The 25,400-nt window shown below is 61.9% G+C and carries 15 protein-coding genes, 12 tRNA genes, 3 pseudogenes and 1 riboswitch; of the genes and pseudogenes, 13 read left to right on the top strand and 17 right to left on the bottom strand.

Translation table 11 applies throughout. The annotated features are described in order from the left end of the window. Window positions 1-181: 181 nt before the first annotated feature. The 7 genes from C2U47_RS14835 to C2U47_RS14805 all read left to right on the top strand — a co-directional run bounded on the left by C2U47_RS14835 (window position 182) and on the right by C2U47_RS14805 (window position 7,936). Window positions 182-2,788 carry a TonB-dependent receptor plug domain-containing protein gene (locus C2U47_RS14835; protein WP_029314784.1) on the top strand — a complete coding sequence of 869 codons (2,607 nt, stop codon included), beginning with the start codon at window positions 182-184 and terminating at the stop codon, window positions 2,786-2,788. A gap of 102 nt (window positions 2,789-2,890) precedes the next feature. Beyond that, a complete protein-coding gene (locus C2U47_RS14830) occupies window positions 2,891-3,655 on the top strand; it encodes a DUF3450 domain-containing protein (protein ID WP_010675473.1) in 765 nt (254 codons plus the stop codon). After that, a complete protein-coding gene (locus tag C2U47_RS14825) occupies window positions 3,652-5,025 on the top strand; it encodes a MotA/TolQ/ExbB proton channel family protein (protein ID WP_010675474.1) in 1,374 nt (457 codons plus the stop codon). Before C2U47_RS14830 ends, C2U47_RS14825 begins: the two co-directional genes overlap by 4 nt. A 10-nt stretch (window positions 5,026-5,035) precedes the next feature. Continuing rightward, a complete protein-coding gene (locus C2U47_RS14820) occupies window positions 5,036-5,563 on the top strand; it encodes a MotA/TolQ/ExbB proton channel family protein (RefSeq protein ID WP_010675475.1) in 528 nt (175 codons plus the stop codon). A gap of 66 nt (window positions 5,564-5,629) precedes the next feature. Next, window positions 5,630-6,037: an ExbD/TolR family protein gene (locus C2U47_RS14815; RefSeq protein WP_010675476.1), complete on the top strand. Its 408-nt coding sequence runs from the start codon at window positions 5,630-5,632 to the stop codon at window positions 6,035-6,037. 16 nt (window positions 6,038-6,053) lie between these two features. Then, the gene (locus tag C2U47_RS14810; RefSeq protein WP_010675477.1) at window positions 6,054-6,689 is read left to right on the top strand and encodes an energy transducer TonB; all 636 of its coding nucleotides are present in this window, start codon (window positions 6,054-6,056) and stop codon (window positions 6,687-6,689) included. Window positions 6,690-6,700: 11 nt separating this feature from the next. Then, window positions 6,701-7,936, top strand: coding sequence for a tetratricopeptide repeat protein (locus C2U47_RS14805; protein ID WP_010675478.1), 1,236 nt, complete (start codon window positions 6,701-6,703; stop codon window positions 7,934-7,936). 340 nt (window positions 7,937-8,276) lie between these two features. On the opposite strand, the gene C2U47_RS14800 is transcribed toward C2U47_RS14805, so the two are convergent. Next, window positions 8,277-11,315, bottom strand: coding sequence for a glycosyl hydrolase family 18 protein (locus tag C2U47_RS14800; RefSeq protein ID WP_010675479.1), 3,039 nt, complete (start codon window positions 11,313-11,315; stop codon window positions 8,277-8,279). A 112-nt stretch (window positions 11,316-11,427) separates the two neighbouring features. After that, a riboswitch (cyclic di-GMP riboswitch) is annotated at window positions 11,428-11,511 on the bottom strand. Window positions 11,512-11,803: 292 nt separating this feature from the next. On the opposite strand from C2U47_RS14800, the pseudogene C2U47_RS14795 reads away from it, so the two are divergent. Continuing rightward, a pseudogene (locus tag C2U47_RS14795) lies at window positions 11,804-12,184 on the top strand (ExeM/NucH family extracellular endonuclease); the annotation flags it as partial. A gap of 13 nt (window positions 12,185-12,197) precedes the next feature. Here C2U47_RS14795 and C2U47_RS14790 read toward each other — a convergent pair. Continuing rightward, window positions 12,198-13,628, bottom strand: coding sequence for an IS4-like element ISAeme22 family transposase (locus tag C2U47_RS14790; protein WP_041207141.1), 1,431 nt, complete (start codon window positions 13,626-13,628; stop codon window positions 12,198-12,200). A gap of 93 nt (window positions 13,629-13,721) precedes the next feature. On the opposite strand from C2U47_RS14790, the pseudogene C2U47_RS14785 reads away from it, so the two are divergent. Continuing rightward, window positions 13,722-15,488: pseudogene (locus C2U47_RS14785) on the top strand (ExeM/NucH family extracellular endonuclease); the annotation flags it as partial. A gap of 615 nt (window positions 15,489-16,103) precedes the next feature. Here C2U47_RS14785 and C2U47_RS14775 read toward each other — a convergent pair. The 7 genes and pseudogenes from C2U47_RS14775 to gltX form a co-directional block, all read right to left on the bottom strand. Next, window positions 16,104-16,179 (bottom strand) — tRNA-Ala (locus C2U47_RS14775). A gap of 34 nt (window positions 16,180-16,213) precedes the next feature. Then, a tRNA-Ala gene (locus C2U47_RS14770) sits at window positions 16,214-16,289 on the bottom strand. 48 nt (window positions 16,290-16,337) lie between these two features. Continuing rightward, a tRNA-Ala gene (locus tag C2U47_RS14765) sits at window positions 16,338-16,413 on the bottom strand. A gap of 63 nt (window positions 16,414-16,476) precedes the next feature. After that, window positions 16,477-16,552: transfer RNA gene (locus C2U47_RS14760), tRNA-Ala, on the bottom strand. A 28-nt stretch (window positions 16,553-16,580) separates the two neighbouring features. Further along, window positions 16,581-16,656, bottom strand: a tRNA-Ala gene (locus C2U47_RS14755). A gap of 236 nt (window positions 16,657-16,892) precedes the next feature. Next, a pseudogene (locus tag C2U47_RS23770) lies at window positions 16,893-17,012 on the bottom strand (glutamyl-tRNA synthetase); the annotation flags it as partial. 11 nt (window positions 17,013-17,023) lie between these two features. Then, the gene (gltX, locus tag C2U47_RS14745; RefSeq protein WP_102948423.1) at window positions 17,024-18,439 is read right to left on the bottom strand and encodes a glutamate--tRNA ligase; all 1,416 of its coding nucleotides are present in this window, start codon (window positions 18,437-18,439) and stop codon (window positions 17,024-17,026) included. Window positions 18,440-18,702: 263 nt separating this feature from the next. Here gltX and C2U47_RS14740 point away from each other — a divergent pair, with 263 nt between their 5' ends. From C2U47_RS14740 to C2U47_RS14730, 3 genes are all read left to right on the top strand, one after another. Further along, window positions 18,703-20,805 carry a methyl-accepting chemotaxis protein gene (locus C2U47_RS14740; protein ID WP_199766812.1) on the top strand — a complete coding sequence of 701 codons (2,103 nt, stop codon included), beginning with the start codon at window positions 18,703-18,705 and terminating at the stop codon, window positions 20,803-20,805. A 99-nt stretch (window positions 20,806-20,904) separates the two neighbouring features. Beyond that, window positions 20,905-21,564, top strand: coding sequence for a LysM-like peptidoglycan-binding domain-containing protein (locus C2U47_RS14735; protein ID WP_069784389.1), 660 nt, complete (start codon window positions 20,905-20,907; stop codon window positions 21,562-21,564). A 295-nt stretch (window positions 21,565-21,859) separates the two neighbouring features. Continuing rightward, entirely contained in the window at window positions 21,860-22,069 is a 210-nt protein-coding gene (locus C2U47_RS14730) for a cold-shock protein (protein ID WP_005297820.1), read from the top strand. A gap of 702 nt (window positions 22,070-22,771) precedes the next feature. Here C2U47_RS14730 and C2U47_RS14725 read toward each other — a convergent pair. The 8 genes from C2U47_RS14725 to orn form a co-directional block, all read right to left on the bottom strand. After that, window positions 22,772-22,847, bottom strand: a tRNA-Gly gene (locus C2U47_RS14725). Window positions 22,848-22,871: 24 nt separating this feature from the next. Then, window positions 22,872-22,947 (bottom strand) — tRNA-Gly (locus C2U47_RS14720). A 24-nt stretch (window positions 22,948-22,971) separates the two neighbouring features. Continuing rightward, window positions 22,972-23,047: transfer RNA gene (locus C2U47_RS14715), tRNA-Gly, on the bottom strand. Between the two features lie 24 nt (window positions 23,048-23,071). Further along, window positions 23,072-23,147, bottom strand: a tRNA-Gly gene (locus C2U47_RS14710). Between the two features lie 114 nt (window positions 23,148-23,261). Further along, a tRNA-Gly gene (locus C2U47_RS14705) sits at window positions 23,262-23,337 on the bottom strand. Window positions 23,338-23,369: 32 nt separating this feature from the next. Beyond that, window positions 23,370-23,445: transfer RNA gene (locus C2U47_RS14700), tRNA-Gly, on the bottom strand. A 25-nt stretch (window positions 23,446-23,470) separates the two neighbouring features. Then, window positions 23,471-23,546 (bottom strand) — tRNA-Gly (locus tag C2U47_RS14695). A gap of 177 nt (window positions 23,547-23,723) precedes the next feature. After that, window positions 23,724-24,269, bottom strand: a complete 546-nt coding sequence (orn, locus tag C2U47_RS14690; protein WP_042014296.1) for an oligoribonuclease — start codon at window positions 24,267-24,269, stop codon at window positions 23,724-23,726. A 91-nt stretch (window positions 24,270-24,360) separates the two neighbouring features. On the opposite strand from orn, the gene rsgA reads away from it, so the two are divergent. Then, window positions 24,361-25,395 (top strand): small ribosomal subunit biogenesis GTPase RsgA, encoded by a 1,035-nt coding sequence (gene rsgA / locus C2U47_RS14685; protein WP_039040203.1) that lies wholly within the window; start codon window positions 24,361-24,363, stop codon window positions 25,393-25,395. Window positions 25,396-25,400: the final 5 nt, after the last annotated feature.

Here is a 25,400-nt window from a genome sequence, read left to right as displayed (position 1 = left end):
TTTACGGAATAAAACGCCAAAAATATTCCATCAAGTGCATATTCCCATCTAATTCCCTCTGCTGCCCCCATCCCCGCCGCTCCATTTGACGTCCATCACCAAACCTTGATAAGCCTTACGCACCGCTCCAACGAGGGCGGTAATGGAAGCAAACAATAAACAATCAGGAAGGATACTAGCGATGCTTAGGAAAAGCAGACTCTCTGCTGCCGTAGCGTTTGCCTTGGCGAGCGCGGCAGTTGTGGCCACCCCTGTCCTGGCCGAAGAGGGCCAGAACGTAGAAAAACTGCAAAAAATCAAGGTCACCGGCTCCCGGATCTCCCGGGTCGATGTGGAAGGCTCCACCCCGGTCGTCTCCGTGACCAAGGCGAAAATCGAGCAATCCGGTCAGCAGACCGTCGCCGATTACCTCAAGCAAGCCTCCTACAACTCCTTTGGCGGCGTCTCCCCTGCCTCCGGCAGCTCCTTCCAGTCCCAATCCACCGTCGGCCTGCGCGGCCTGGGTTCCGAGCGTACCCTGGTTCTGCTGAACGGCAAGCGGGTAGCGGGTTCCCCCACCATGGGCGGCACCTCCATCAACCTCAACACCATCCCCATGGCCGCCGTTGAGCGGGTCGAGGTCAACCTGGACGGCGGCTCCGCCATCTACGGTTCCGACGCCATTGGTGGCGTGATCAACGTGGTGCTCAAAGAGGGCTACGAAGGGCTGGACTTCCAGGGCCGCATTGGCTCCCCGAGCGAAGAGGGCGGCGACGAGAAGAGCGGCTCCATCGTGGCAGGGGTGGCCGGCGAGAAGGGCTCCCTGATGGCGGTCTACGAGCACGACAAGAAGGACGTCATCTACAGTCGCGATCGGGACTATCTTGCCAAGCAGGGCAACGACTCCCCCAGCGCCTACGGCCGCAACGTGGAGGGGATCACGGGTCTTGACGCCAACGGCGACCCCATCTGGAAATACGGCCCCCTGGCCGGCGCCACCAATGCCGACGGCTCATGCAAGGAGCCCTTCGTCGGCTTCGAGGGCGGCTGTAACTTCAACTACGGCCAGGTCGCGGCCACCACGGCCTCCCGCAGCCGTGACACCCTGTACGTAAACGGTCGCTACCACATCAACGACAACGTGGACTTCGTGCCGCAGATCATCGGCTCCCGGGTCGAGAGTTTCGGCCGCTTCGCCCCGGCTGCCGGCGCCTTCACCATTGACCCGGCCAACCCGAAGAACGCCCAGTTCTTCGCCGACAACGGCCTGGATGCCGCCGCCACCCAGGGTCTGGGTGAGGCTGCCTACGCCTACTACCGCTTCAGCAACGTCGGTCCCCGTGACAACTATGTCACCGACACCACCGGCAGCATGAACCTCGGCTTCGAAGGTACCATCGCCACCGAAAGCGTCGGCGACATGCAGTGGAACGCCGGCTACATGTACTCCAAGACCGACAACAAGGAGAACGGCACCGGTTACGTGCTGAAGTCCGCCGCCCAGCAGGCGATTGCCGACGGCAAGTTCGTCGGTGGTGAGTTCGACCCCCAGAGCACGGCCTCCATGGCCGCCGACACCAGCCGCCGCGCCACCATGGACTTCTACCAGTGGTACGCCGGTGTCCAGTGGGACATGGGTGAACTGCCGGCCGGTCCGGTCAGCTGGTACGCCGGTGCCGAGTACAACGACTGGGTCTATGCCGACAAATACGACGCCCAGTCCGAAGCCGGCAACATCATCGGCTCCGCAGGCAACTCCTCCGGTGGCGTGCGTGACGTGACTGCCGCCTACATCGAGTCCCTGGTGCCCATCACCGAGCAGATCGAGCTGAACGTGGCCGGTCGCTTCGACAAGTACAGCGACTTCGGCAGCGCCTTCTCCCCCAAGGCGAGCCTGCGTTACCAGCCGCTGGACAACCTGATGCTGCGCACCTCCTGGTCCCGTTCGTTCCGCGCCCCCAGCCTGAGCGATCTCTACTCGGCTGATTCCGAGTCCGCCGACTGGGCGAAGGATTACGTCTACTGCGAGGCCAACGGCATCTCCGCGGCAGACTGCCCGAACCGCCAGTACACCACCACCCGTACCTCCAACGAGGATCTGAAGGAAGAGACAGCGGACACCTGGAACTTCGGGGTGGCCTACAGCCCGGTGGATGACCTGAACCTCTCCCTGGACTACTACACCATCAAGATCGAGGACGTGATCCAGCTGAACTCCCTGCAGTCTCTCATCTATGACGAACTGAACAGCGGCAGCTCCAGCAGCATCACCCGCAACAGCCAGGGCAAGATCGGTAGCGCCATCGCTCCCATGGTCAACCTGGGGACCCTCGAGACCTCTGGCCTCGACCTGAAGGTGGATTACACCTACGACCTGAACTACGCCACCGTGCGTTATGACCTGGGCGGTACCTACATCCTGAAATACAAGGAAGGTCTGTACGCCGGTGGTCCCGTCATCGACAAGATCGGCCAGAACGGTCTGCCCCAGATGCGCTTCAGCTCCGGTGTGGGTGTCAACGTTCCCCAATGGTGGAACATGGATACCTACCTGAGCGCGAACTACATCGACTCCCAGAGCCAGGACTACATCGCCGATACCGGTGAGGAAGTGGGCCACATCGCGTCCCAGACCACCTGGAACCTGAACGTCGGCGTGGAAGCGCCCTGGAACGGCAAGATCCAGGTCGGCGTGAAGAACATGTTCAACGTGGGCCCGTCCCTCGAGAGCGATGGCTTCACCTATGACGACGAGCTCTACAGCATCGACGGTCGCATCTACTACCTCGACTACAGCCAGAAGTTCTAATCCACCAGCAAACCACAAGCCGGCCCGTTCGGGCCGGCTTTGCCCAAGGTCCCAAGGAAGTTACGGAGATAGGGTAATCCTATGAAGACAAGGACAATTACAATGAAGAAAGCGCTCCTCGGCAGCCTGATTTCGGCTGCCTTGCTGACCAGCTTCAATCTGAGTGCCGCCACCGCCGGTCAGGCCGTGGACGCTCAAGCCGCCACCGACAATGCATCCAAAGTTTCCCAGCAGAAGATCGACAGCTACGCCGAGTCTGCCGAGTCTGCCCTGGCCCAGTACAAGGCCGCCCTGCGCCAGGTGGACAGCCTACGCGCCTACAACGAGCAAGTGGGCAAGATGGTCGACTCCCAGAGCGCCGAACTCGCCTCCATGCAAAAGCAGATCGCCCAGATCGACCAGACCAGCACCGAAGTGGTGCCCTTGATGCTCAAGATGATCGACTCCCTCGAGCAGTTCGTCTCCCTGGACCTGCCGTTCCAGAAGGTGGAGCGTGAGGACCGCGTGGCGGCCCTGACCGATCTCATGAACCGGGCCGACGTCACCATCTCCGAGAAGTACCGCAAGATCCTCGAGGCCTACCAGATCGAGGAGGGCTTCAGCCGCACCATCGAAGCCTACAAGGCGAGCCTGGACAAGGATGGGGACGAGAAGACCTACGAGTTCCTGCGCGTCGGCCGCATCGCCCTGCTCTACCAGTCCCCGGATGGCAACGAGACCGGCATGTGGAACAAGAAGACCCGCCAGTGGGAAGTACTGCCCCAGGAGTATCGCAGTGCGGTTGAACAAGGCCTTCGCATCGCGAAGAAGCAGGCACCCCCCGCCCTCATCAAGCTGCCGGTTCAAACTGCGGAGAAAGCATCATGAAAGGAATCAAACTTGCCATCGCCTCGCTGATCGCGGGCGCTACCCTGGTCACCCTGCCGGTGACCGCCGCCGAGAAGCCGGTGGATCTCAACGCCCTGCTCAATCAGGTCAAGGCCGCCAGCACCAGCGAATCCCAGCTCAACAAGGAGCGGGAAGCCCGCTTCCTGGCTGACAAGAACGAACAAGGGGCCCTGCTCGCCAAGGCCAAGGCGGATCTCGCCGCCGAAGTCGCCAGGGGCGAAAAGCTCAAGGCCACCTTCGATGCCAACGACAAGCAGCTCACCGAGCTGACCGAAACCCTGCGCCAGCGCTCCGGCAACATGGGCGAGATGTTTGGCGTGCTGCGCCAGTTCGCCGGTGAATTCAAGGGGATCTTCAACGCCTCCGCCCGCCGGGTCGAACATCCCGAGCAGACTGCCCTGCTGACTCGCCTGGCCGAGAGCAAGGAGCTGCCCTCCAGCGATGACCTGACCGCCTTCTGGACCACCACCCTCAGCCGCATGGTCGACGGTGGCAAGGTGAGCCAGATCCCGGCCACCGTGGTCTACGGCGAGGGCAACCAGGCCCAGAAGACCGTGACCCAGATCGGCGAGTTCAACACCGTCTCCGAAGGCAAGTACCTCACCTTCGTGCCGGAGACCGGCAAGTTCGAACAACTCTCCCGCCAGCCCGAGAACGCGGTGCTGGAACCGGTCGCCAAGTTTGAACAGGGTGGCGGCAGCGTCGAACCCATCTTCATCGACCCGTCCCGTGGCGTGATCCTCTCCCTGCTGGTGCAGTCGCCGACCCTCAAGGAGCGCATCGATCAGGGTGGCTCCGTGGGCTACGTGATCCTGGCGCTGGGTGTCATCGGTACCCTGCTGGCCCTGTTCTGCGGTGCCCGTCTCTCCCTCATCGGCGGTGCCATGCGCAAGCAGCTGAAATCCGAGCAGATCATCAAGGGCAACCCCATCGGCGAGATGCTGGGAGCCTACCAGGATCACCGGGGTGACAACATCGAGGATCTGGAATCCAAGCTCGACGAGATCATCCTGCGCAACGTGCCCAAGCTGGAGAAGGGCATCAGCCTCATCAAGCTGATCGCCTCCGTCGCCCCGCTGCTGGGCCTGCTGGGTACCGTGGTCGGGATGATTGCCACCTTCCAGGCCATCACCCTGTTCGGTACTGGCGATCCCAAGCTGATGGCGGGGGGTATCTCCGAGGCCCTGGTCACCACCATGCAGGGTCTGGTCGTGGCCGTGCCCATGCTGTTCCTCTACACCATCGTGCAGACCCAGAGCCGCCGTCTGATCCAGGTACTGGAAGAGCAGAGCGCCGGTTTCGTTGCCCGTTATCAGGAACGTCTGCACGCCGCCAAAGCCGCAGCCTAAGGAGTCACCTATGTGGTTCTGGTTGATTGAAGAAGTCGAGTCGGTCCGCCGGTTTCTGGGATTGGGGGGCGACGTACTGGTCGCCCTGTTCTTCCTGACTCTGATGATGTGGGCCCTGCTGCTGGAGCGCTGGTTCTACTTCATGGCGGTCTATCCCCAGCAGGTGAAACAGACCAAGACGGCCTGGCTGGCCCGCACCGATCACCTCTCCTGGTCCGCCAGGCAGATCCGCCGCGAGCTGGTCTCCCGGGTCGCCATGGCGGTGGACAAGGGGATGCCGGTCATCAAGGTGCTGATCGCCCTCTGCCCGCTGATGGGGCTGCTCGGGACCGTGGTGGGCATGGTGCAGGTGTTCGACACCCTGGCCATCACCGGCACCGGCTCCCCCAGGGCGATGGCCTCGGGGATCTCCAAGGCGACGGTACCGACCATGGCGGGCATGATTGCCGCCCTTTCCGGCCTGTTTTTTGTCAGCCGGCTCGATCACAAGGCCAAGCTGGCCGTGCAGAAGCTGGAAGACAACCTGAAACACGGCTGATGCAGGATGCACATCCCCGGCCGGGCCATGCCCGCCGGGGCACAGAACAAGCAAGGAGTTTTTGCCATGAGAAAACGTCACAGCGACAGCGGTGCTGACGAGGCGGCCATCGATTTGACCCCCATGCTGGACATCGTGTTCATCATGCTGATCTTCTTCATCGTCACCACCTCGTTCGTCAAGGAGTCCGGCGTGGAGATCAACCGCCCGAGCGCCAGCACGGCCGAGACGGTGAAGAAGGGGAACATCATGGTCGCGGTCCGCGAGAACGGCCAGGTCTGGGTCGACAAGCGCATCGTCGAAGTGGGTGCCGTGCGTGCCAATATCGAGCGGCTGCGGGCGGAGAACCCGGAGAGCGCCGTGGTGATCCAGGCCGACAGCGAATCCCGTTCCGGTCTGGTGGTGCAGGTCATGGACCAGATCCGCATGGCCGGTGTCCAGAACATCTCCATCGCCGCCGACAAGAGCAGCTGATGCCGGAGCGAATGCCATGAGATACCTGATATCGTTAGCGGTCTCCTGCGTGGTGGTGTTCTTCCTGTTTCTGGGAATGAACAAGCTCATCACGCCGGATCACCGGGAGCTGACGGAGCGGGAGGACGTCACCATGACCGACTTCATCCGCCTCAAGCCTCAGGAGACCCTGCAAGAGAAACAACGGGAACTGCCCAAACCGCCGCCCCCGAAACGCCCGCCTCCCCCGCCCGAGATGGAGGTGGCGAGCACGGACAGGCCTAAGATGGACAGCTCCCCCATGGACATGCCCAAACTCGACATCCCGGTCAACATCGGTGGCGGCAACGCCCTGGGTGCCTACAGCACCGGCGGCGGTGGCGGCGGCATGGGCGGCAACAACGGCGCCATCCCGATGGCGACCTTCGAGCCCATGATGCCCCGCAAGGCGGCCCTGGCCGGTCTCGCGTCCGGCAAGGTGCTGGTGGAGTTCACCGTCACCGAGCGCGGTACCGTGAGCAACATCCGCATCGTCAAGGAAGAGCCCCGCAGCTATGACCTCGGCAAGGCGGCGCGCCAGACCATCGCCAAATGGACGTTCAAACCGGCCATGGTGGATGGCAAGCCGCAGGCCAGTCGCATGCAGCAAGAGATCGAGTTTGCGACCAACTAAGGAAGGTGGCGATGAAAAAGTTACACACCCTGATCCTCGCCCCGGTCGCCATGGCGGTGCTGCTCAGCACCGCCGGTTGGGCCGCCGAGCAGCCCGCCCTGTCTGACCGCGCCTACCGCGCGGTCAACAAGGCCCAGGCGTTGATCACCGAGAAGAAATACGGCGAGGCCAATGCCAAGCTGCAGGAGGCGCTGTCCGGCGCTGGCGAGCGGGTCTACGACAAGGGGGTCATTTTGCAGACCCTGGGCTTCGTGGCGGCGCAGCAGGAGAAGTACGGTCAGGCGACCAAGTACTTCGCCGACGCCATCGCCACCGGCGGCCTGCCGCCCCCGGTGGCCCAGCAGGTGCGCTACAACCTGGCCCAGCTCTACATGGCGGAGGGGAACTTCAAGGGTTCCATCAACACCATGAAGGAGTGGTTCGCAAACCTCGGCAAGGACGAGAAGCCGACCCCGCACGCCTACATCACCCTGGCCAACGCCCATGTGCAGCTCAAGCAGTACCGGGAAGCCATTCCGGCGGTGGACAACGCGATCAAGCTCTCCGCGGGCAAGGCGCCGGAGTCCTGGTACCTGCTGAAGATGGCGGCCCACTACGAGCTGAAACAGTACAAGCCGGCCACCGAGGTGCTGACCGCCCTGGTGGACCGCTACCCGGAGAAGAAGAAGTACTGGACCCAGCTCTCGGCCATGCACATGCAGGCGGGCAACGATGCCAAGGCCCTGGCGGCACTGGAAGGGGCCTACAACCTCGGCATGCTGACCGAAGCCAACGAGTTGCAGCGGCTCGCCAACTACCTCGCCTTCGCCGGCATTCCCCACCGCGCCGCCCGCGTGATGGAGAAAGCCATGAAGGAGGGGCAGATCGAGAGCACCGCGGCCAACTACAAGACGCTGGCCAACTACTGGCATCAGGCCAAGGAGCTGGACCCGGCCATCGACACCCTGGCCAAGTCCTACAAGCTGGCCCCCAATGCCGAGCTGCAGCTCAAGATGGCGCGCATGATGATCCAGAGCAAGCGCTACCAGGATCTGGTGGCCTTCGCCGCCAAGCCTGCCGCCAACGCCAGCGGCGAGCAGCGGGCGGATCTGAAGTTCCTGACCGGGGTCGCCTATTTTGAGCAGCAAAAGCCCAAGGAGGCGCTCTCCGCCTTCACTCAGGCCGCCCAGAATGGCAATGTCAGTGGTCGCGCTTCCCCCTGGATCAGCTTCTTGAAAGAGCAGCAGGGCGGCGCCGTCACCCAATAAAGCTGCGCGGCCCGGCTGGCGGGGCGGGGATCTCCCCGACTCGGCATCCGGGCCGCGACACATCGACAAGGGGGTCACCCCGCAGATTGCCTTGGTGGCAATTGGCCGCTCTTCGGAGCGGTCTTTTTTATGGCACCGCCCCTGCCCTTTCCCCCCCTTCTCCTGATACAAGGCACAAAAAAATCCGGAGCCTGGGCTCCGGATTGGGTCGTTGCGTTGCGAGAAAACAGGCCATGCAAAGTGCCGGCCTGCCGCTCAAACGGTCATCAGTAGCTGCACACCAGCTTCCAGCTGCCGTCGCCCACTCTGAGTTCGCTGCTGGTATAGCAGCCTAGACAACTCAGTAGCTGCATATCAGTTTCCAGCTGCCATCGCCCGCCTTGGGCTCGCTGCTGGTCCACCAGTTGGCCTGCCACACCCTCTTGTTGTGGGTCATGCGGTCGTTGCCATTGGCGTGATCCCCGCGCGGCCAGGTCGGATAGGCGTTGTAGTCCGCCGGGTTGACGTTCTGGCTGGCACAGGTGGTGCCACCGCTGCCGCCGTCACCACCGCCACTGCTGCCCAGCACCGCCTCGGCCAGGGCCGGGAAGTCGGACTTCAGGCCTATGGTCTGGCTGCCGGCAATCAGGCGCATGCCACTCGGCACGCCGGCGGCCGGCAGGTAGTAGGTCATGGCCACTTCCACGTCGGTGCCCGGCGTCCAGGCTTTCCAGACCGGCAGCGTCAGAGCCACCTTGTGGAAGTCCTTCTCATTGGCGATGCCGTCCGAGTTCTGGTTGCCGCCGCTCTCCACCACTTTCAGTCCCATGCCGCTCTGGTCGGTGATGGTGTCTGAGGTGGAGGTGGGGACCAGGAACTCGATGCGGGTGCCGCCAGGTATGGTCTGGGTCGACTTGTTGGTGAGCTTGAGGGTCGGGTTGATCGGGTAGTTGGAGTCCCCTTCCTTGAAGCCGGAGAGGCTCACGCCGATGTCGAGCTGGGCAGCCGGCGCCGGCAGATCATTCTGCTTCAGGGCCGCCTTGTCGGCCTTGCTGAACTTCTCGTAGGCAAGGCTGGTGAGGGTGCTGCCCATCACGTACTCGTTCTTCGCGGCGTCGAAGTCATAGTCCCCCGCCATCTCCCAGAACATGACGCCCCCCAGGCCCCGCTTGACGATGTAGTCGAGCTTGTGACCCATGGACTCTTCATCTTCGGTGGAGAGGAACACCTTCTTCTGCTCGTTCCAGAGCCAGGGCGCATGGGCCTTGTCGTCGTAGTAACGCACATACTGGCCTTGCATCACGTGGGCCGGGTTGTTGGGATCCAGACCCCAGGCCTGGCCGTAGCTCGGCAGGGTGGTGATGCCGAGGCTGGCCGCGTGCTCCAGGTTCTTGGCATGCCACATGGGCACGGCGCCGCCGCCAATCTCCTTGCCGTTCTTGTCAAGGTCATGCCAGATGTTGTCGATGCCCACCGCCCCGTTGCCGCACGGAATGGTGCTGCCACCGGTGCCCGGCTGGCAATCGCTCTGGCTCGGCAGCGCCGCCTTGCCACCCAGACCGTGGGTGCCACCGCTGACCCCCTGCCAGCCACGGGTGTAATAGGGCACCCCTATGTTGATCTTGCCCGCCGCCAGGGCACCACGGAAGTAGTGGGCCGCCCAGGCGGAGTTGAGATAGCCGATGCCGCCAAACTGGGCCTGGGTGTAGACACCCCACTGGGACAACTCGGGATCCGCCTTGTTGTCGAACAGGGCGGCGTTGTGACCGACGAAGTGGTTCCAGGCACCGTGGAAGTCATAGGTCATCAGGTTGACGTAGTCGAGGTACTGGGTGACCTGGAAGTTCTCCATGCCGCGCAGCAGGTAGGCCGAGGCCGGCGAGGCGATGGTCAGCATGTACTTGCGACCGTCCTCGGTGCCGGCGCTGTCGAGCTTGTTGCGCAGGGTCTTCATCAGCACTTCATAGTTCGCAAAGAGCTTGCCGCGACACTGGTTGGAGAGCGGGAAATCGTTGGGGTTGCCCGCATCCTTCATAGAGGTGGGGTACTCGTAGTCGATATCCACCCCATCGAAGCCGTACTGGCGGATGAAGCCCACGGCCGAGTCGGCAAAGGCGTTGATGCCGGCGGTGTTGACCGAGCAGTCACCCTTGGTGGTGGCGGCGTAGAAGCCGCGGGTATCGGCCCAGCCCCCGACGGAGATGAGGGTCTTCACGTCCGGGTACTGCTTCTTGTACTTGGACAGCAGGTTGAAGTGGCCCTGATAGGCGAACTCCGGATCCATCTCGGCGCCCGGCACCCCGTTCCAGGTCAGCTTGGTGGCGGCGTCATCCACCTTGATGGTGTGACTCTGCTCGTCCACCGCCGCGAAGGCGTAGTTGATGTGGGTGATCTTGTCCCAGGGAATGTCGCTCACCAGGTAGGCGGGCAGGCCGTTCTTGCCGGTGCGCCAGGAGGTGAAATACCCGATGACGCGGCGGCCGTGGTCATCCCCCATGCACTCGCTGCCGTCGGCGCGGTAGATCTGGCGCACGTCGCAGGAGAGGTTGCCGCCGGTAGGGGGCAGGGCCGCCTCTTCCACCTGCACGTCCACCTGGGCCGACTCGCCAGAGAGGTTGGTCTTGTCGGTCGCCACCAGCTTGAGGCCGGTCAGCCCCTTGTTCTGGGGCGTCCAGCTCAGCTGCCAGGGGGCGCTGGTGTCCTCGCCCACCTTCTGGCCATTCACGAAGAGCTCGACCTTGGCGACGTCGTCATTGGCGTCGGTGACATTGCCGCTCACGGTGAGGGCGCGGCCCAGGGTCACCCTGGCACCGGCGGCGGGGCTTGCGATGCTCACCCTGGGCGCCTCTGGCGCCACCACGGCGGCGACCTTGAAGCTCGAATCCGCCTCGCTCAGCACCTTGCCGTCTTTATCCAGCGCCCGGGCCTTGAGGGCGTGATTGCCCGCACCGGCAGCAGACCAGCTGGCACTCCAGGGAGAAGCCGTGGCGGTGGCGACCAGGGTGCCGTCGATGAGGTATTCCACCCGGGCGAGCGCCGTGACCGGGCCGCTCAACGTCACCGCCAGGGCCACACTGGCCCCCTCGCTGACGCTGGCACCCACGGCGGGGGAGCCGATGGCGACGACCAGGGACGGTGGCGGCACCTCGCCACCATACAGCTTCCAGGCATCGGCCCAGACGGTGCCGACCCCGGGGGCATAGTGGTAGGGGGACGCGCCGCACCAGCCGGAGTAAGGGAATTCCTTGCATTCATAGAGGGCGCCTGCGTTGCTGACGATGTCGCCAGCCTTGTAGGCGGTGCCGGCCTGATAGGCGGGGTAAGCGGCCTGCGCCCAGGCAGGGACGGCCGCAAGGGCGACCAGCATGGCAAGCCTGCTGGGCCTCAAGATCTGTTGCATATTGTTATCTTCCTTGTTTTGTCTTGGCTTCAATACCGGGAAAAGCGCAATCGCAACAGGGAACAAGGGAGCGACAACAGGCCATGGACGGGCCACAAACCCTCAAGTCACCCTGGGTAACCCCGCTGTCTGGCCCGGATGGGACAGATCGGAGGCTTTGCGTCCCGGCATCACTGCCGGTTTGCCCTTTGCCTGGGTTCCGTGAGGAACGGCTCGAGTATAGGAAGCAAGTGACCACTGCTCAATCTTTATTCTCGAAGGAAAATATGTGAATGCTGGCGGCCTCACACTTTTCGCTCCCACCTGATGACAAATAGATCATCAATATCAAACTGTTAGCCACGTCAAAAAATGGCAGATGGGCTCCTTTGTCTCCTCATAATGTGCGTTGGTTCACTGGTCAGAGCTGCCAGAAATGTGACAATGCGCGCCCTTGGCCACGATGCCAAGGCTATGGAAACACTGGCAAAATAAAAAAAGGAATACCCATGAAAGGAACACCTACCCTGCTGTCGCTGGCCGTGGGGCTCGCGCTCGCGTCCCCGTCTCTCTACGCCGCCGGCTTCAGTTGCCCGGCCGACAGTGCCCTCACCCCCATCCCCGCCATCCAGGGCAGCGGCGACAAGAGCCCCCTCGTCCCGGACGATCAGTTCGAAAGCGCCCAGAGCGTCTCGGTCAAGGCGGTGGTCTCGGGTCTGGGGGAAAGCCTCAACAAGGGCTTCTACCTGCTGGATGTGCAGGGGGACGGCAACCCCGAGACGTCGGACGGCATTTTCGTCTACCTCAACGACAAGAACTTCGCCAGCAAGTACCCGGACATCCAGCCGGGCGCCCTGGTCTGTCTGGAGGCCAAGGTCGAGGAGTATTACGGCTGTCTCTTGATCAGATCTTGATCCCCTGCGCCATCAGATCCTTGGCGGCAAGAAAGCCATCCAGTTTACTTTGCAGGGCTTCCCAACCTTCCCAGAGGGCGCCCCAGCTGGCAATTCCGGTTCGCTTGCTGTCCATAAAACCGCCCAGTCTGGCTATCGCCATGTAAGCCCACTGCAAGCTACCTGCTTTCTCTTTGCGCTTGCGTTTTCCCTTGTCCAGATAGCCCAGTAGCTGACATTCATCCTGAGTCAGCACCGTTTCAGCTGACTGGCTTTCTACGTGTTCCGCTTCCTTTAGCAGCCCTTGCGCCCTGAGTGCTTGCGGCAGCGTGAAGCTTTCTCTGAGCTGTAACAGCCTGACCGCGACAAACGAGAGGATCGAGACCATCCGCTCCAGATTATCCGGCTCCTCCATGCGTTGCCTCTCGGCTCCAGCTCCGGTTTTCCATGCCTTATGGAACTCCTCGATCCGCCAGCGATGGGTGTATATGTCGATGACCCGCAAGGCTTGGGCTAGTGACTCGACGGGTTCACTGGTTAACAACAACCATTTCAACGGGGTCTCACCCTTGGGCGGGTTAATCTCCTCGGCCAACACCGCATTGAGCGTGATATTCCCCTGTTTTAGCGTGATGCGCCCACTGCGCAGGCTCAAGCTCGCCTTGCGGGCGGGTCGATTTTTACGTTTACCGCGTTTATCCACCACGCCCTTTTGCGGGATGCTGATCTGATAGCCACCCAGCTCCGGTTGGTTTTTCAGATGGTCGTACAGATACAATCCGGAGCCAGTGTCCTTGCGCGGGTGCTTGGAGCGCACTACAAATCGCTCTTTATGTGTCAGTTTGTCCTGCAGGTAAGCATGGATATCGGCTTCGCGGTCACAGACCGCAATCACGTTGCTCATCATACTGCCCATGCGTAACCGGCTAGTTGCGGCCGCAGCCAGCCATTTGCCACTCTCCTTTTCATCCGCGTCGGCAGGGTCATCCGGGCGCATCCACCACTCCTGATGCAGTAATCCTACGGTGCGGAATGTAGTGGCCTCGAGCAAGAGAACGGAGTGAACCCACCATCCGCGGGATTTATCTCCAATAGCACCCAGCTTGCCAAGCTCTTCGGCGACCTGGTGGCGATAACTCAAAGAAGTGGTGTCCTCAATGGCCAGCAGTTCGGGAAACGCCTGAGCTAACTTGACGGTTTGCATGGCGCCAGCCTTTCTGATCGCCTCGGCAGAGACGTTGGGATTGCGGATAAATCGGTAAGCGCCTTCCTGCATGGCTTCACAGCCCTCTGATGAGATGGTTATTGATTTTCCAGAACATTTTGCCAATTGAGCGGCGACGTTAACCAGACGGGTGGTACGGCGAGGATCACCCAGCGCCGCCGAAGAGAACACAGATTTAGCCCAGTCAGCCGCACGATGAAGAGCAGAAGTTATCATGATCGTTACCATGTTAGGAGGTCACATGGAAGATCAGATCCTGGAAAACGGGAATGGTTCCGTTCAGGGCGCTACTTGTGTATAAGAGTCAGGTATTACGGCCACACCCAGCTCAAGCCCCTGTTTGACGGCAGCACGCCGCGCCTGACAACCCTGGCCCAGGGCGCCGCCCCGGCCGCCACGGCGCTGCGGGTACTGGAGGGGGAAACCCTGGCCCGGGCCCTGGAGCGTCACGAAGGGATGCGGGTACGCCTTGACGCCGACAGCGCCCTCAAGATAAGCCGCAACTTCAGCTACGACTATGCCGCCCGGCGCAACAACCTGGTGCTCGCTCACGGCGCCCCGCTGATGAAGCCGACCCAGCTCCATGTGGCGAGCAGCCCCGAGGCCGTGGCGCTGGCCGAGGCCAACGCCAGCAACCGGGTCTTCCTCGAGTCGGACGTCAAGGCGGGGGACGGCAAGCTCCCCTGGCTGCCCGCCTGGGAGCCGGAGCAGGGTTACCTGCGCATCGGCGATGCCCCTGTCAATCTGGAGGCCATGGTCGGCTACAGCTACAACGAGTACCGCCTGATCGTGCCCCGGGATCAGACCATCACCGCGGGGGATCTGCTGCGCACCGGCGACAACGACCGCCAGAGCGCCCCGGCCCGCCTGGATGGCACTGACCTTCGCATCGGCAGCTTCAACGTGCTCAACTACTTCACCAGCCACTCCAGCGTGGGGGGCGCCCTCAACGTGCTCTGCGCGGATCAGGCGGATGCGGACAGCGCCAAGGGCTGCAACCGCGGCGCCAAGAGCCTGGAGGAGTTCCAGTTGCAGCGCGCCAAGATCGTCAACGCCATCACCGAGATGGACGCCGACCTGCTCGGCCTGATGGAGATGGAGAACAACGGCTTTGACGAGCACGCAGCCCTCCACGATCTGGTGGAGAGCCTCAACGCCAGGCAGAAGGAGGCGAGCAAGCACTACGCCTTCGTCACCCTGCCCAAGGCCCTGCTCACGGAGGATCGCTTCTTTGGCGGCGACGCCATCATGGTGGCCATGATCTACCGCCCCGCCCTGCTCACCCCGAGCGGGGATGCCGACGTCATCCCCCTGCCCCAGCAGCGCTACACCACGGGCGGCGTCACCAAGAGCGCCGGTCAGCGGGACTCCCTAGTCCAGCGCTTCACCGTGGCGGGCAGCGACGCCCCCCTGACCCTGGTGGTCAACCACCTCAAGTCCAAGGGGTCGGGCTGCTATGAGAACGGGGATGGCAAGACGGAGCCTGCGGATCTGCAGGGCAAGTGCACCGAGTTTCGGGTGAGCGCCGCCAAGGTGCTGGGGGAGGCGGTGAGCAAGATGCCGGGCCAGGTGCTGCTGGTGGGGGACTTCAACTCCTACGCCAAGGAGGATCCCATCCGTGTGCTGACCGACTATGCGCCGGTCGCGGGGGAGCGCCAGATCCGCTCCGCCTCCCACACCTACATCGGCGACAAGCCCTATGAGCAGATGGGCCGGACGGTGGCCAAGGGTTACGGCCTGGTGGATCTGAACGTCAAGTTCAACCAGGAGAAGGCCATCTCCTACAGCTACGAGGCCGAGCTCGGCACCCTGGACTACGCCCTCGCCAACTCGGCGCTGGCTGACAAGGTGGTGGCGGTGGCCGACTGGCACATCAACTCCTTCGAGAGCAACCTGTTCGAATATGGCAGCGCCTACACCGGCGACCTCATCAAGTCGGACAACCCCTTCAGCGCCTCGGACCACGACCCCGTCATCGTCGATCTCAAGCTCAAGGAAGCGAGCAAGGGGGGTGGCGGCGCCATGGGCGCCCTGCTGCTGGCCCTGTTGCCGCTCGCCTGGCGGCGCCGTCGCTAAGACGCGGCATCCTCGATGCCAGGTGCAAAGCCCGCGATGATCGCGGGCTTTTTTTGTGCCATGGCCATTTGAAAAACAAATGCAAAGGGCCACATCATGGGATTAATAAATACCTTGTTGCCCCACTCCGCCCCTTTCCCGGGGGGCTGGCACCCTGCCGACGGGGAAACCCGGTGCTGACTCCAGGGGCCGGATAGCGTATCCCGCAGGTTGCCGAACGAACCAACCGCCACACGGCAGAGGATGGCATCGCGCAGCCCGCGCCTTGGCCATGGCTGCATCGGCGCCAATCTCCACCCTCACCCCCGTCAGCGGCGGCCAGGGCCGCTGATACCCTCGCGGACAAGGTGAAGCGCCATCGCAGGCTGCCGAACGAGCCAACCGCCACGCGGCAGAGGATGGCATCGTGCAGCCCGCGCCATGGCCATGGCGGCATCGGCGCCAATCCCCACCCTCACCCCCGTCAGCGGCGGCCAGGGCCGCTGATGCCCTCGCGGACAGGGTGAAACGCCATTTGCCAGACAAATGCAAAGGGCGAGATCATGGGAAATCCAAATGACAGGCAAACAAAAAGGCCACCGCGATGCGGTGGCCTTGGTGCTTTCTTGCGAAATATGGTGGAGCTACGCGGGATCGAACCGCGGACCTCTTGCATGCCATGCAAGCGCTCTCCCAGCTGAGCTATAACCCCGATGTGTGTGAGTGACACTGAATCACTCTGAATTTGGTGGAGCTACGCGGGATCGAACCGCGGACCTCTTGCATGCCATGCAAGCGCTCTCCCAGCTGAGCTATAACCCCAAATTCGGTACTGAACGAATGGTTCTGGCGGCCATTCATCCTCAATAATGGTGGAGCTACGCGGGATCGAACCGCGGACCTCTTGCATGCCATGCAAGCGCTCTCCCAGCTGAGCTATAACCCCACAAAGGTCGGCCTGGGTGATACACACCCCACTGCCCTGGGTACTTCATGTCAATCGGGAACCTGGTGGAGCTACGCGGGATCGAACCGCGGACCTCTTGCATGCCATGCAAGCGCTCTCCCAGCTGAGCTATAACCCCTTGGATTCCAGATTGTTCGAGGAGAATTTGGTGGAGCTACGCGGGATCGAACCGCGGACCTCTTGCATGCCATGCAAGCGCTCTCCCAGCTGAGCTATAACCCCAACTCACCTCGGCGCTACCAAAGTTATCTCTGGCAACGGAGGCGCATGATAGGCATCACCCGCTTTGCTGTCAACCCAAAATTCTCGCCCACTGGAGCGTTTAGTCAAAATTCAGGCAGTTAGCTGTTTTTACCGCCAACCTCGTCGCTATGTCGCTGTTTTACGTCGCAAATCCGCTTGAGGCCAAAATACGAAGGGCCCCCGTCAGGGGGCCCTTTTCATGCCATGGCCGATGTTTATTCAGCGGCCATGCGCGCTTCGATGTACGCCAGGGCGCGATCGATACAGGCGAGGACCCGCTCCTTGCCCACCAGCGCCATCACGGCGTCGGCGATGCCAGGGGACTGGCCCGTACCGGCGTACTGAATTACTCGGCGGCCATGCGCGCTTCGATGTACGCCAGGGCGCGATCGATGCGGGCGAGGACCCGCTCCTTGCCCACCAGCGCCATCACGGCATCGATGGCAGGAGACTGGCCCAAACCGGTGACGGCCACACGCAGCGGCATGCCGACCTTGCCCATGCCCTGACCCAATTCGGCGGCAGTGGCCTCAATCAGCTCGTGCAGCGCCTCGGTGGTCCAGGTCTCCAGGGCCGCCAGCTTGGTCTTGGCCAGAGCCAGCGGCTCGGCAGCCACGCCGCGCAGGTGCTTCTTGGCAGCGGCTTCGTCAATGGCTTCGTACTCTTCGAACAGGTAGCGGCTCTGGGCGGCCATCTCGACCAGGGTGTTGCAGCGCTCGGCCAGCAGGGTGACCACCTCGGCCAGCGCCGGGCCATTGCTGGTGTCGATCTGCTGGTGTTCCATGTGCCAGGCCAGGTGCTTGGCCACATAGGCCGGATCCAGGCTACGCATGTAGTGGTTGTTCAGCCACAAGAGCTTGTCGGTGTTGAAGGCAGAGGCAGACTTGGAGATGGCATCCAGGCTGAACAGCTTGATCATCTCGTCCAGGGTGAAGATCTCCTGATCCCCGTGGGACCAGCCCAGACGCACCAGATAGTTCAGCAGCGCTTCCGGCAGGTAGCCGTCGTCGCGGTACTGCATGACGGAGACGGCGCCGTGGCGCTTGGAGAGCTTGGCGCCGTCGTCACCCAGGATCATGGAGACGTGGGCAAATTCCGGTACCGGCGCGTTCAGCGCCTTGTAGATGTTGATCTGGCGCGGGGTATTGTTGATGTGGTCTTCGCCACGCACCACGTGGGTGATCTCCATGTCCCAGTCGTCCACCACCACGCAGAAGTTGTAGGTCGGCGCGCCATCGGTACGGCGGATGATGAGATCGTCCAGCTCGGTGTTGGCGAACTCGATGCGGCCACGGACGTGGTCATCGAACACCACGGAGCCTTCGGTCGGGTTGCGGAAGCGGATCACGTGCGGCGCATCGGCCGGGTGATCGTGGACGCCATCCCGGCACTTGCCGTCATAGCGGGGCTTCTCGCCGTTGGCCATCTGGCCTTCACGCAGCGCTTCCAGCCGCTCCTTGGAGCAGTAGCACTTGTAGGCACGGCCGTCGGCCAGCATCTCGTCGATGAGGCCGTTGTAGCGATCGAAGCGCTTGGTCTGGTAGTAGGGGCCCTCATCCCAGTTCAGCTCCAGCCATTCCATGCCCTCAATGATGGCGTCGATGGCCTCCTGAGTGGAACGTTCCAGATCGGTATCCTCGATACGCAGCACAAACTCACCGCCCTGGTTCTTTGCAAACAACCAGGAATAGAGTGCGGTACGGGCACCGCCGACATGCAAAAAGCCGGTCGGGCTGGGAGCAAAACGGGTTTTGACTTTCATCTTTAAGCCTTGTGTAGAGGGCCTTGGGCCAATTCGTTAAAAAAACCGTCGCATTTTAGCACCGACAATGACGGATGGGAAAACCATGGCGAGGCAGAGGGGAAAATAGGGTCTATTCCCGCAAAAACCGCTGTTTTAGAGTGATGTCTCAGAATTTTCCCTTTTTTCCCGCTTAGCTAGGCGAGGTTGCTGGAGAGATCTCCCGCACAGCCGATACTTCAGTCACCCCGTCAACGAACCCTCAACGATACAAGGAACGCACGATGCAGTTTCGTTCTATCCAGAATCGTATCCTGGTACTGGCCGGTGTCGCCATGACCACGGCCCTGGTCATCCTGATCCTGCTCAACCAGTATTCAGGCCGGCAGACCCAGCAGCTCACCATCGACTCCAGTCGCGCCGCCCTGCAACAGGAGGCGTGGCAGAAGGTGAGCGCCAACGCCCGCGCCGAGGCCGCCACCATCACCCAACTGCTGCAAAAGGGGCTCTCCTACACCCAGCAGATGGCCAGCGTTTTCGCCCGCCAGCAGGAGGGCAAACTGCCGCTGGATCGCCAGCAGGCCACCGATCTGCTCAAGGCCCAGCTTGCTTTGGAGCCCCAGCTCTATGGCGCCTTCGCGGGCTTCGAGCCCAACGGCTTCGACGGCCAGGACGAAAGCTTCGCCGGCCAGAGCGCGCTCGGCAGTGACGACAAGGGGCGCTTCGTTCCCTATTTCTATCGCGACAAGGATCAGATCGGCAGCGATCTGCTGCTCTCCATCGAGAAGAGCGATCCGGACGAGTTCGGCAACCCGGCCAACGACTACTATGCCTGCCCGAAACGGGAGGGGCGCCCCTGCCTCATCGATCCCTTCAAGGTGGACATCAACGGCCAGCAGGTGCTGGTGAGCACCATCACCACCCCCATCCTGGTGGATGGCCGGTTCAAGGGCATCGCCGCGCTGGATCTGGCGGTGGACTCCATCAGCCGCCAGGCCCAGTCCCTCAACAGCAACATCTATGACGGCAAGGGGGAGACCCTGATCGTCAGCGCCGCCGGCGTCATCACCGGCACCAGCGGCGACGCCAGCCTGCTCGGCAGCCGCGCCGACAAGGTGCTCGGCAACGGCTGGCAGCAGTACCTCAAACCGGACGTGCAGCGCCAGGAGCTCACCGACGCGTTTCGCATCTCGGTGCCCATTGCGGTGCCCGGCATGGCCCGCAACTGGGCCATCATCGTCACCCTGCCCTACAAGGTGGTGCTGGCGGGAGCGGACGAGCTGGCACGCCAGCTCACCGACATGAACCGCGCCGCCATGACCCAGCAGCTCATCGGTGCCCTCATCGTACTGGCGCTGGCCCTTGGCACCATGCTGGTCATTGCCCGCAGCATCACGGGCCCCATCCGCCAGATGGTGAGCCTGGTGGATGACATCGCCGACGGCGAGGGGGATCTCACCAAGCGCCTGGAGAGCAGCTCCCGGGACGAGCTGGGGGCCCTGGCCCGGGGCATCAATCGCTTCATCGACAAGCTGCAGGCCTTGCTCGGGGATGTGCAGAAGACCGCGAGCGAGGTCCATCGCCACGCCGGGGATACCGATCGCATCGCCGGACAGACCGACAGCAACCTGCAGCATCATCAGGCGGAGATGGAGCAGATGCTGACCGCGGTACAGGAGATGTCCTACGTCAGCCAGGAGGTGGCCACCCACGCCAACAACACCGCCGACTCCGCCAAGCAGGCCCAGAGCGCGGCGGACGAGGGCAAGGTACGCTTCCAGCGGGTGATCCACTCCATGCACAAGGTGGCCGCCGAGGCAGGCAAGGGAGCCGAAGTGGTGGAAGGGCTGGCTCACGACAGCGAGCAGATCACCAGCATCCTCACCGTCATCCAGGGGATCGCCGATCAGACCAACCTGCTGGCACTCAACGCCGCCATCGAGGCGGCCCGGGCCGGCGAGCAGGGGCGCGGTTTTGCGGTGGTGGCCGACGAGGTGCGCAAGCTGGCGGGCAACACCCAGCAGGCGGTGCAGAATACCCAGGAGCTGATCGACAAGATCCGCCACAGCTCCACCAACGCGGTCAACGCCATCCAGCAGAGCCAGCAGCTGACCCATCAGGCGGTGGGGGAAGCGGATCAGGCGGAGGCGGCCCTCGGCAGCATCTTCCAGGCCATCGCCACCATCAACGACATGACCTACCAAATCGCCTCCGCCGCCGAGGAGCAGAGCTCGGTTTCCGAGACTGTCTCCGGCAATCTGTCAAAAACCAGCGCACTGGCCAACGACATCGCCAGGGACGCCACCAGCACGGCCAACGCCAGTCAGGCCTTGCGTCAGGCGGCGGAACGTTTGCAGCAATTGTTGGGTCAGTTTCGTCTCAGCTGATAATTTTCATGCTCCGGACTCTCCCCCTCGGGGGCGAGTCCGTTTACCATAGGCGGCATATTTGCCTGATGGCAGGCAATGTAGTGAGAGGTAAATGCCGTGCCCACCCCGGACCGTCGCCCACGTGGCCATAACAGACGAGCCCAGCAGCGTCGCCAAGACGAATCACAAGGAACCCTGCTCCAACGTATCAACGCGGCTACCCTGCCCCTGCGCCAGCGTCTCGGCCAGGGCATGAGTGGCCTGGGTCAGCGCAACAAGGAGCCGAAGGCGGCCTCGTTCAAGCTGGCAAGCCCCCTGCCCCGCAAACACACCATAGGGTTGCTGGTGCTGATCCCGCTCTGGCTGCTGGTGCTGGCCTGGGAGCCCGCCCCCACCGCCCCGACCACGGCGCCGTCAGGCTCCCTGGCGGTCCCCCTGGCCGTGCCGGCCCAGGCCCTGACCGTCGGCAACGCCGGTGAGCCCCAGGCCGCCAAGCCCGTCGAGGAAAAAGTGGATGGCACCTGGTTGCAGCACGACGTGCAGGCCGGTGAAACCCTCTACTCCATCTTCCGCAAGTTCGAGCTGCCGGGGGCCGAGCTCAGCCGGCTCATCGCCATCGAAGGGCCGGACAGGCCGCTGACCCGGCTGCAGTCGGGCAAGTCGGTGTTCATCCTGGTGGACACCAGCCGCCGCATCCAGCGGGTCGAGGTCCGCTCTCTCGGTCAGGTCAGCTACCGCTACGACCGCCAGGGGGAAGGGTTCGCCCTCAAGGAATAAGGGGGCTCGACCACACCCCCTTATGCAGACGGGAGGCCATGGCCTCCCGTTTTTTTTGATGTGAAGCATGAAACAAGCTGCTGACTTCACAATACTTTTAGCTCGCTCAAAAAATGAAAAGTGCCAAATTGACAAGGGATCGGGCTCCAGTACAATCGGTCAGGCTTTAGACAGGGATTGTGCTACATGCTACTGGGACAAAGAGACGTGGTCAGTCATGCTTCAACCCCTGACTTCCAGGCAAATGCTGCCCAACCAGGCTTAGTTTCATTTTGTTATAGATAGGACTTACCACATGTCTGACATTCGCACCGGCCAAGTAAAATGGTTCAACGAAACCAAGGGTTTTGGCTTCATCGAGCAATCCCAGGGACCGGACGTTTTCGTTCACTTCTCCTCCATCCAGAGCGCAGGTTTCAAGACCCTGGCTGAAGGTCAAAAAGTCCAGTTCACTGTGACCCAGGGCAAAAAAGGCCCTCAGGCCGAGAACGTCACCGTTATCTGAGCCAGCGCCAGTGAACCCGTAGGAGGAGCCATCGCCCCTCCTATTTTTTTGCCCGCGATCTTTCCTTCCCGACCGGCAGAGCTCTTGCCGGGCTTGCCATCCCCACCTGCAAGCCACTTATGGCCGCCACCAGCCGCTATAAATCAAAATGATGAGTTTTGGGTAAATGCCCCGGTTTTAACTTATACCGAGCCACTGTCTGTCATTCAGGCCCTGCCAAGCCTGTTAGCCGACCGCAAAGGGTTGTGCCCGATCTCCGGGAGGCTATTAGCAAGCAATACATCTTGGTCTTATGACTTGGGATGTGCGGGGAAGAGAGAAAGCAGGCAAACGCCGGATACGACAAATCATCGCGGCGCGATGTGATGGGCAATTCAAAGGGATTATGAGGACGTCGAAGAGAGATTGGAGCGGGAAACGAGACTCGAACTCGCGACCCCAGCCTTGGCAAGCGCGGATCATGCTCTACCAACAGGACGCGGCAGTGATGGTACTGAGAAACTGGATTCGTGTACTTGGGGGAGAGATTGAATTCGAAGGGTTCGAAGAGAGATTGGAGCGGGAAACGAGACTCGAACTCGCGACCCCGACCTTGGCAAGCGCGGATCATGCTCTACCAACAGGACGCAGCAGTGATGGTACTGAGAAACTGGATTCGTGTACTTGGGGGAGAGATTGAATTCGAAGGGTTCGAAGAGAGATTGGAGCGGGAAACGAGACTCGAACTCGCGACCCCGACCTTGGCAAGGTCGTGCTCTACCAACTGAGCTATTCCCGCAACAGGATGTCATCTGCAAGTGATTGGAGCGGGAAACGAGACTCGAACTCGCGACCCCGACCTTGGCAAGGTCGTGCTCTACCAACTGAGCTATTCCCGCAACAGAATGTCATCTGCAAGTGATTGGAGCGGGAAACGAGACTCGAACTCGCGACCCCGACCTTGGCAAGGTCGTGCTCTACCAACTGAGCTATTCCCGCAACAGAATGTCATCTGCAAGTGATTGGAGCGGGAAACGAGACTCGAACTCGCGACCCCGACCTTGGCAAGGTCGTGCTCTACCAACTGAGCTATTCCCGCATCGGAATATCACTTACATATTTTTGGAGCCAGCAACGAGATTCGCGCTCGCTACCCCGACCTTGGCAAGCACTCAACATGCGCTACCAACGCGGTGACTCCGGCACTGCATATTGGAGCGGGAAACGAGACTCGAACTCGCGACCCCGACCTTGGCAAGGTCGTGCTCTACCAACTGAGCTATTCCCGCAACATGGATTGTCTTGAGGCTGTGCTGATGATTGGAGCGGGAAACGAGACTCGAACTCGCGACCCCGACCTTGGCAAGGTCGTGCTCTACCAACTGAGCTATTCCCGCATCGGAACGTCATCAGCAAACATTTTGGAGCGGGAAACGAGACTCGAACTCGCGACCCCGACCTTGGCAAGGTCGTGCTCTACCAACTGAGCTATTCCCGCAAAACCTGAAAACAGACCGTACAGCATTTGGTTGCTTGCGCTACTGTACGGGAGCCGAATTATAAGAGCAGACATTCCAATTGCAAGGGCTTTTTTGTCTGGTTGCAGCCGTTCGCTCAAAAGCTGGCCGAACTGCTGATTTTAGCAACCGAACGACGGCAACCCCTTGCCAGCCACTCAGATTTTGAAGACGTGGGCGCGGTAGAACTGCAGTTCGGCGATGGATTCGCGGATGTCGTCCAGCGCCTGGTGGGAGCCACTCTTCTTGAACTGATCCAGCAGTTCAGGCTGCCAGCGACGGACCAGCTCCTTGATGGTGCTGACGTCCACGTTGCGGTAATGGAAGAAGGCTTCCAGATCGCTCATGTGCTTGACCATGAAGCGGCGATCCTGGCCGATGCTGTTGCCGCACAGGGGGCTGGTGCGCTCCGGCACCCACTGGCGAATGAAGGCGAGGGTCTCGGCAACGGCCTTGGCCTCGTCGTATTCACTCGCCTTGACCCGGGCCACCAGCCCGCTCTTGGTGTGGGTGTTGACGTTCCAGTCATCCATCTTGCCCAGCTCTTCCTCGCTCTGGTGGATGGCGATGACCGGCCCTTCGGCCAGCACGTTCAGGTCCTTGTCGGTGACGATGGTGGCGATCTCCAGTACCACGTTCTCTTCGGGGTCCAGACCCGTCATCTCCATGTCGATCCATACCAGGTTCTGCGCGCTGACTGTCATGATTGCTCTCTCTATTGGGAGGAATGGCGGAATTTTGCCAATTTGCATGTATCATACTGGCTTTGAATCTGTTCATAAACTGGCAAACCCCGTGGCAAAGAAAGCAAAACTCAATCTGGGTCAACAAAGGCGCGTCCAGGCCAACCGCGAGCGGCGGCTGCAAAAAGAGCACACCACAGTGGTAGATGACACCCTGTTCGGCCCCGCCATCGAAGGGGTGGTGATCAGCCGTTTCGGCCAGCACGCGGATGTCGAGGCGAGCGATGGTGCCATCCACCGCAGCAACCTGCGGCGCAGCAGCATCAGCAGCCTGGTGTGCGGCGACAAGGTGGTGTGGCGCCCCGGCCTCAATGCCGCGACTGCCGGCGTCATCGAGGCGGTGCATCCGCGCCACTCGGTGCTGACCCGGCCGGACTTCTACGACGGGGTCAAACCCATCGCCGCCAACATCGACCAGATCATCATCGTCTCGGCGGTGATGCCAGAGTTCTCCACCAATATCGTCGACCGCTACCTGGTGGCGGCAGAAGATGTGGAGATAGCGCCCCTCATCGTGCTCAACAAGGTCGACATGCTCGATGACGCGGCCCGCGCCCGTATCGAGCACCAGCTCGAGACCTACCGCAAGCTCGGTTACGAGGTGCTGCTGGTGAGCTGCGAGAGCGGTGAGGGCATCGACGCCCTCAAGGCGGCGCTCACCGACAAGATCAGCATCTTCGTGGGCCAGTCCGGGGTGGGCAAGTCGTCCCTCACCAACGCCCTGATGCCGGGGCTGGACGTGCTCACCGGCGAGATCTCCGAGAACTCGGGGCTCGGCCAGCACACCACCACCACGGCGCGGCTCTACCACTTCCCGAGCGGCGGCGATCTCATCGACTCCCCCGGGATCCGCGAGTTCGCCCTCTGGCACCTGGAAGCCGACCGCATCACCTGGTGCTTCGTCGAGTTTCGCGACTACCTGGGTGGCTGCAAGTTTCGCGACTGTACCCACAAGGATGATCCCGGCTGCGCCCTGCGCGCCGCGGTCGAAGCGGGCGCCATCAGCGCCGATCGCTTCCACAACTACCACCGCATCCTGGAAACCATGCAGGAAGCCCGCCACGGTCGCCAACAGGCGCGGCTGTGACCCGT

The sequence above is a fragment of the Aeromonas sp. ASNIH7 genome (assembly GCF_002903485.1).
Classification (GTDB): domain Bacteria; phylum Pseudomonadota; class Gammaproteobacteria; order Enterobacterales; family Aeromonadaceae; genus Aeromonas; species Aeromonas caviae.
This window is presented reverse-complemented; position numbering and strand designations above follow the sequence as displayed.

Excerpts from the sequence above, each read along its gene's own strand:
- C2U47_RS14835 (WP_029314784.1), top strand. The coding sequence starts at position 182 with ATGCTTAGGAAAAGCAGACTCTCTGCTGCCGTAGCGTTTGCCTTGGCG.
- C2U47_RS14830 (WP_010675473.1), top strand. The coding sequence starts at position 2,891 with ATGAAGAAAGCGCTCCTCGGCAGCCTGATTTCGGCTGCCTTGCTGACC.
- C2U47_RS14825 (WP_010675474.1), top strand. The coding sequence starts at position 3,652 with ATGAAAGGAATCAAACTTGCCATCGCCTCGCTGATCGCGGGCGCTACC.
- C2U47_RS14820 (WP_010675475.1), top strand. The coding sequence starts at position 5,036 with ATGTGGTTCTGGTTGATTGAAGAAGTCGAGTCGGTCCGCCGGTTTCTG.
- C2U47_RS14815 (WP_010675476.1), top strand. The coding sequence starts at position 5,630 with ATGAGAAAACGTCACAGCGACAGCGGTGCTGACGAGGCGGCCATCGAT.
- C2U47_RS14810 (WP_010675477.1), top strand. The coding sequence starts at position 6,054 with ATGAGATACCTGATATCGTTAGCGGTCTCCTGCGTGGTGGTGTTCTTC.
- C2U47_RS14805 (WP_010675478.1), top strand. The coding sequence starts at position 6,701 with ATGAAAAAGTTACACACCCTGATCCTCGCCCCGGTCGCCATGGCGGTG.
- C2U47_RS14800 (WP_010675479.1), bottom strand. The coding sequence starts at position 11,315 with ATGCAACAGATCTTGAGGCCCAGCAGGCTTGCCATGCTGGTCGCCCTT.
- C2U47_RS14790 (WP_041207141.1), bottom strand. The coding sequence starts at position 13,628 with ATGATAACTTCTGCTCTTCATCGTGCGGCTGACTGGGCTAAATCTGTG.
- gltX (WP_102948423.1), bottom strand. The coding sequence starts at position 18,439 with ATGAAAGTCAAAACCCGTTTTGCTCCCAGCCCGACCGGCTTTTTGCAT.
- C2U47_RS14740 (WP_199766812.1), top strand. The coding sequence starts at position 18,703 with ATGCAGTTTCGTTCTATCCAGAATCGTATCCTGGTACTGGCCGGTGTC.
- C2U47_RS14730 (WP_005297820.1), top strand. The coding sequence starts at position 21,860 with ATGTCTGACATTCGCACCGGCCAAGTAAAATGGTTCAACGAAACCAAG.
- orn (WP_042014296.1), bottom strand. The coding sequence starts at position 24,269 with ATGACAGTCAGCGCGCAGAACCTGGTATGGATCGACATGGAGATGACG.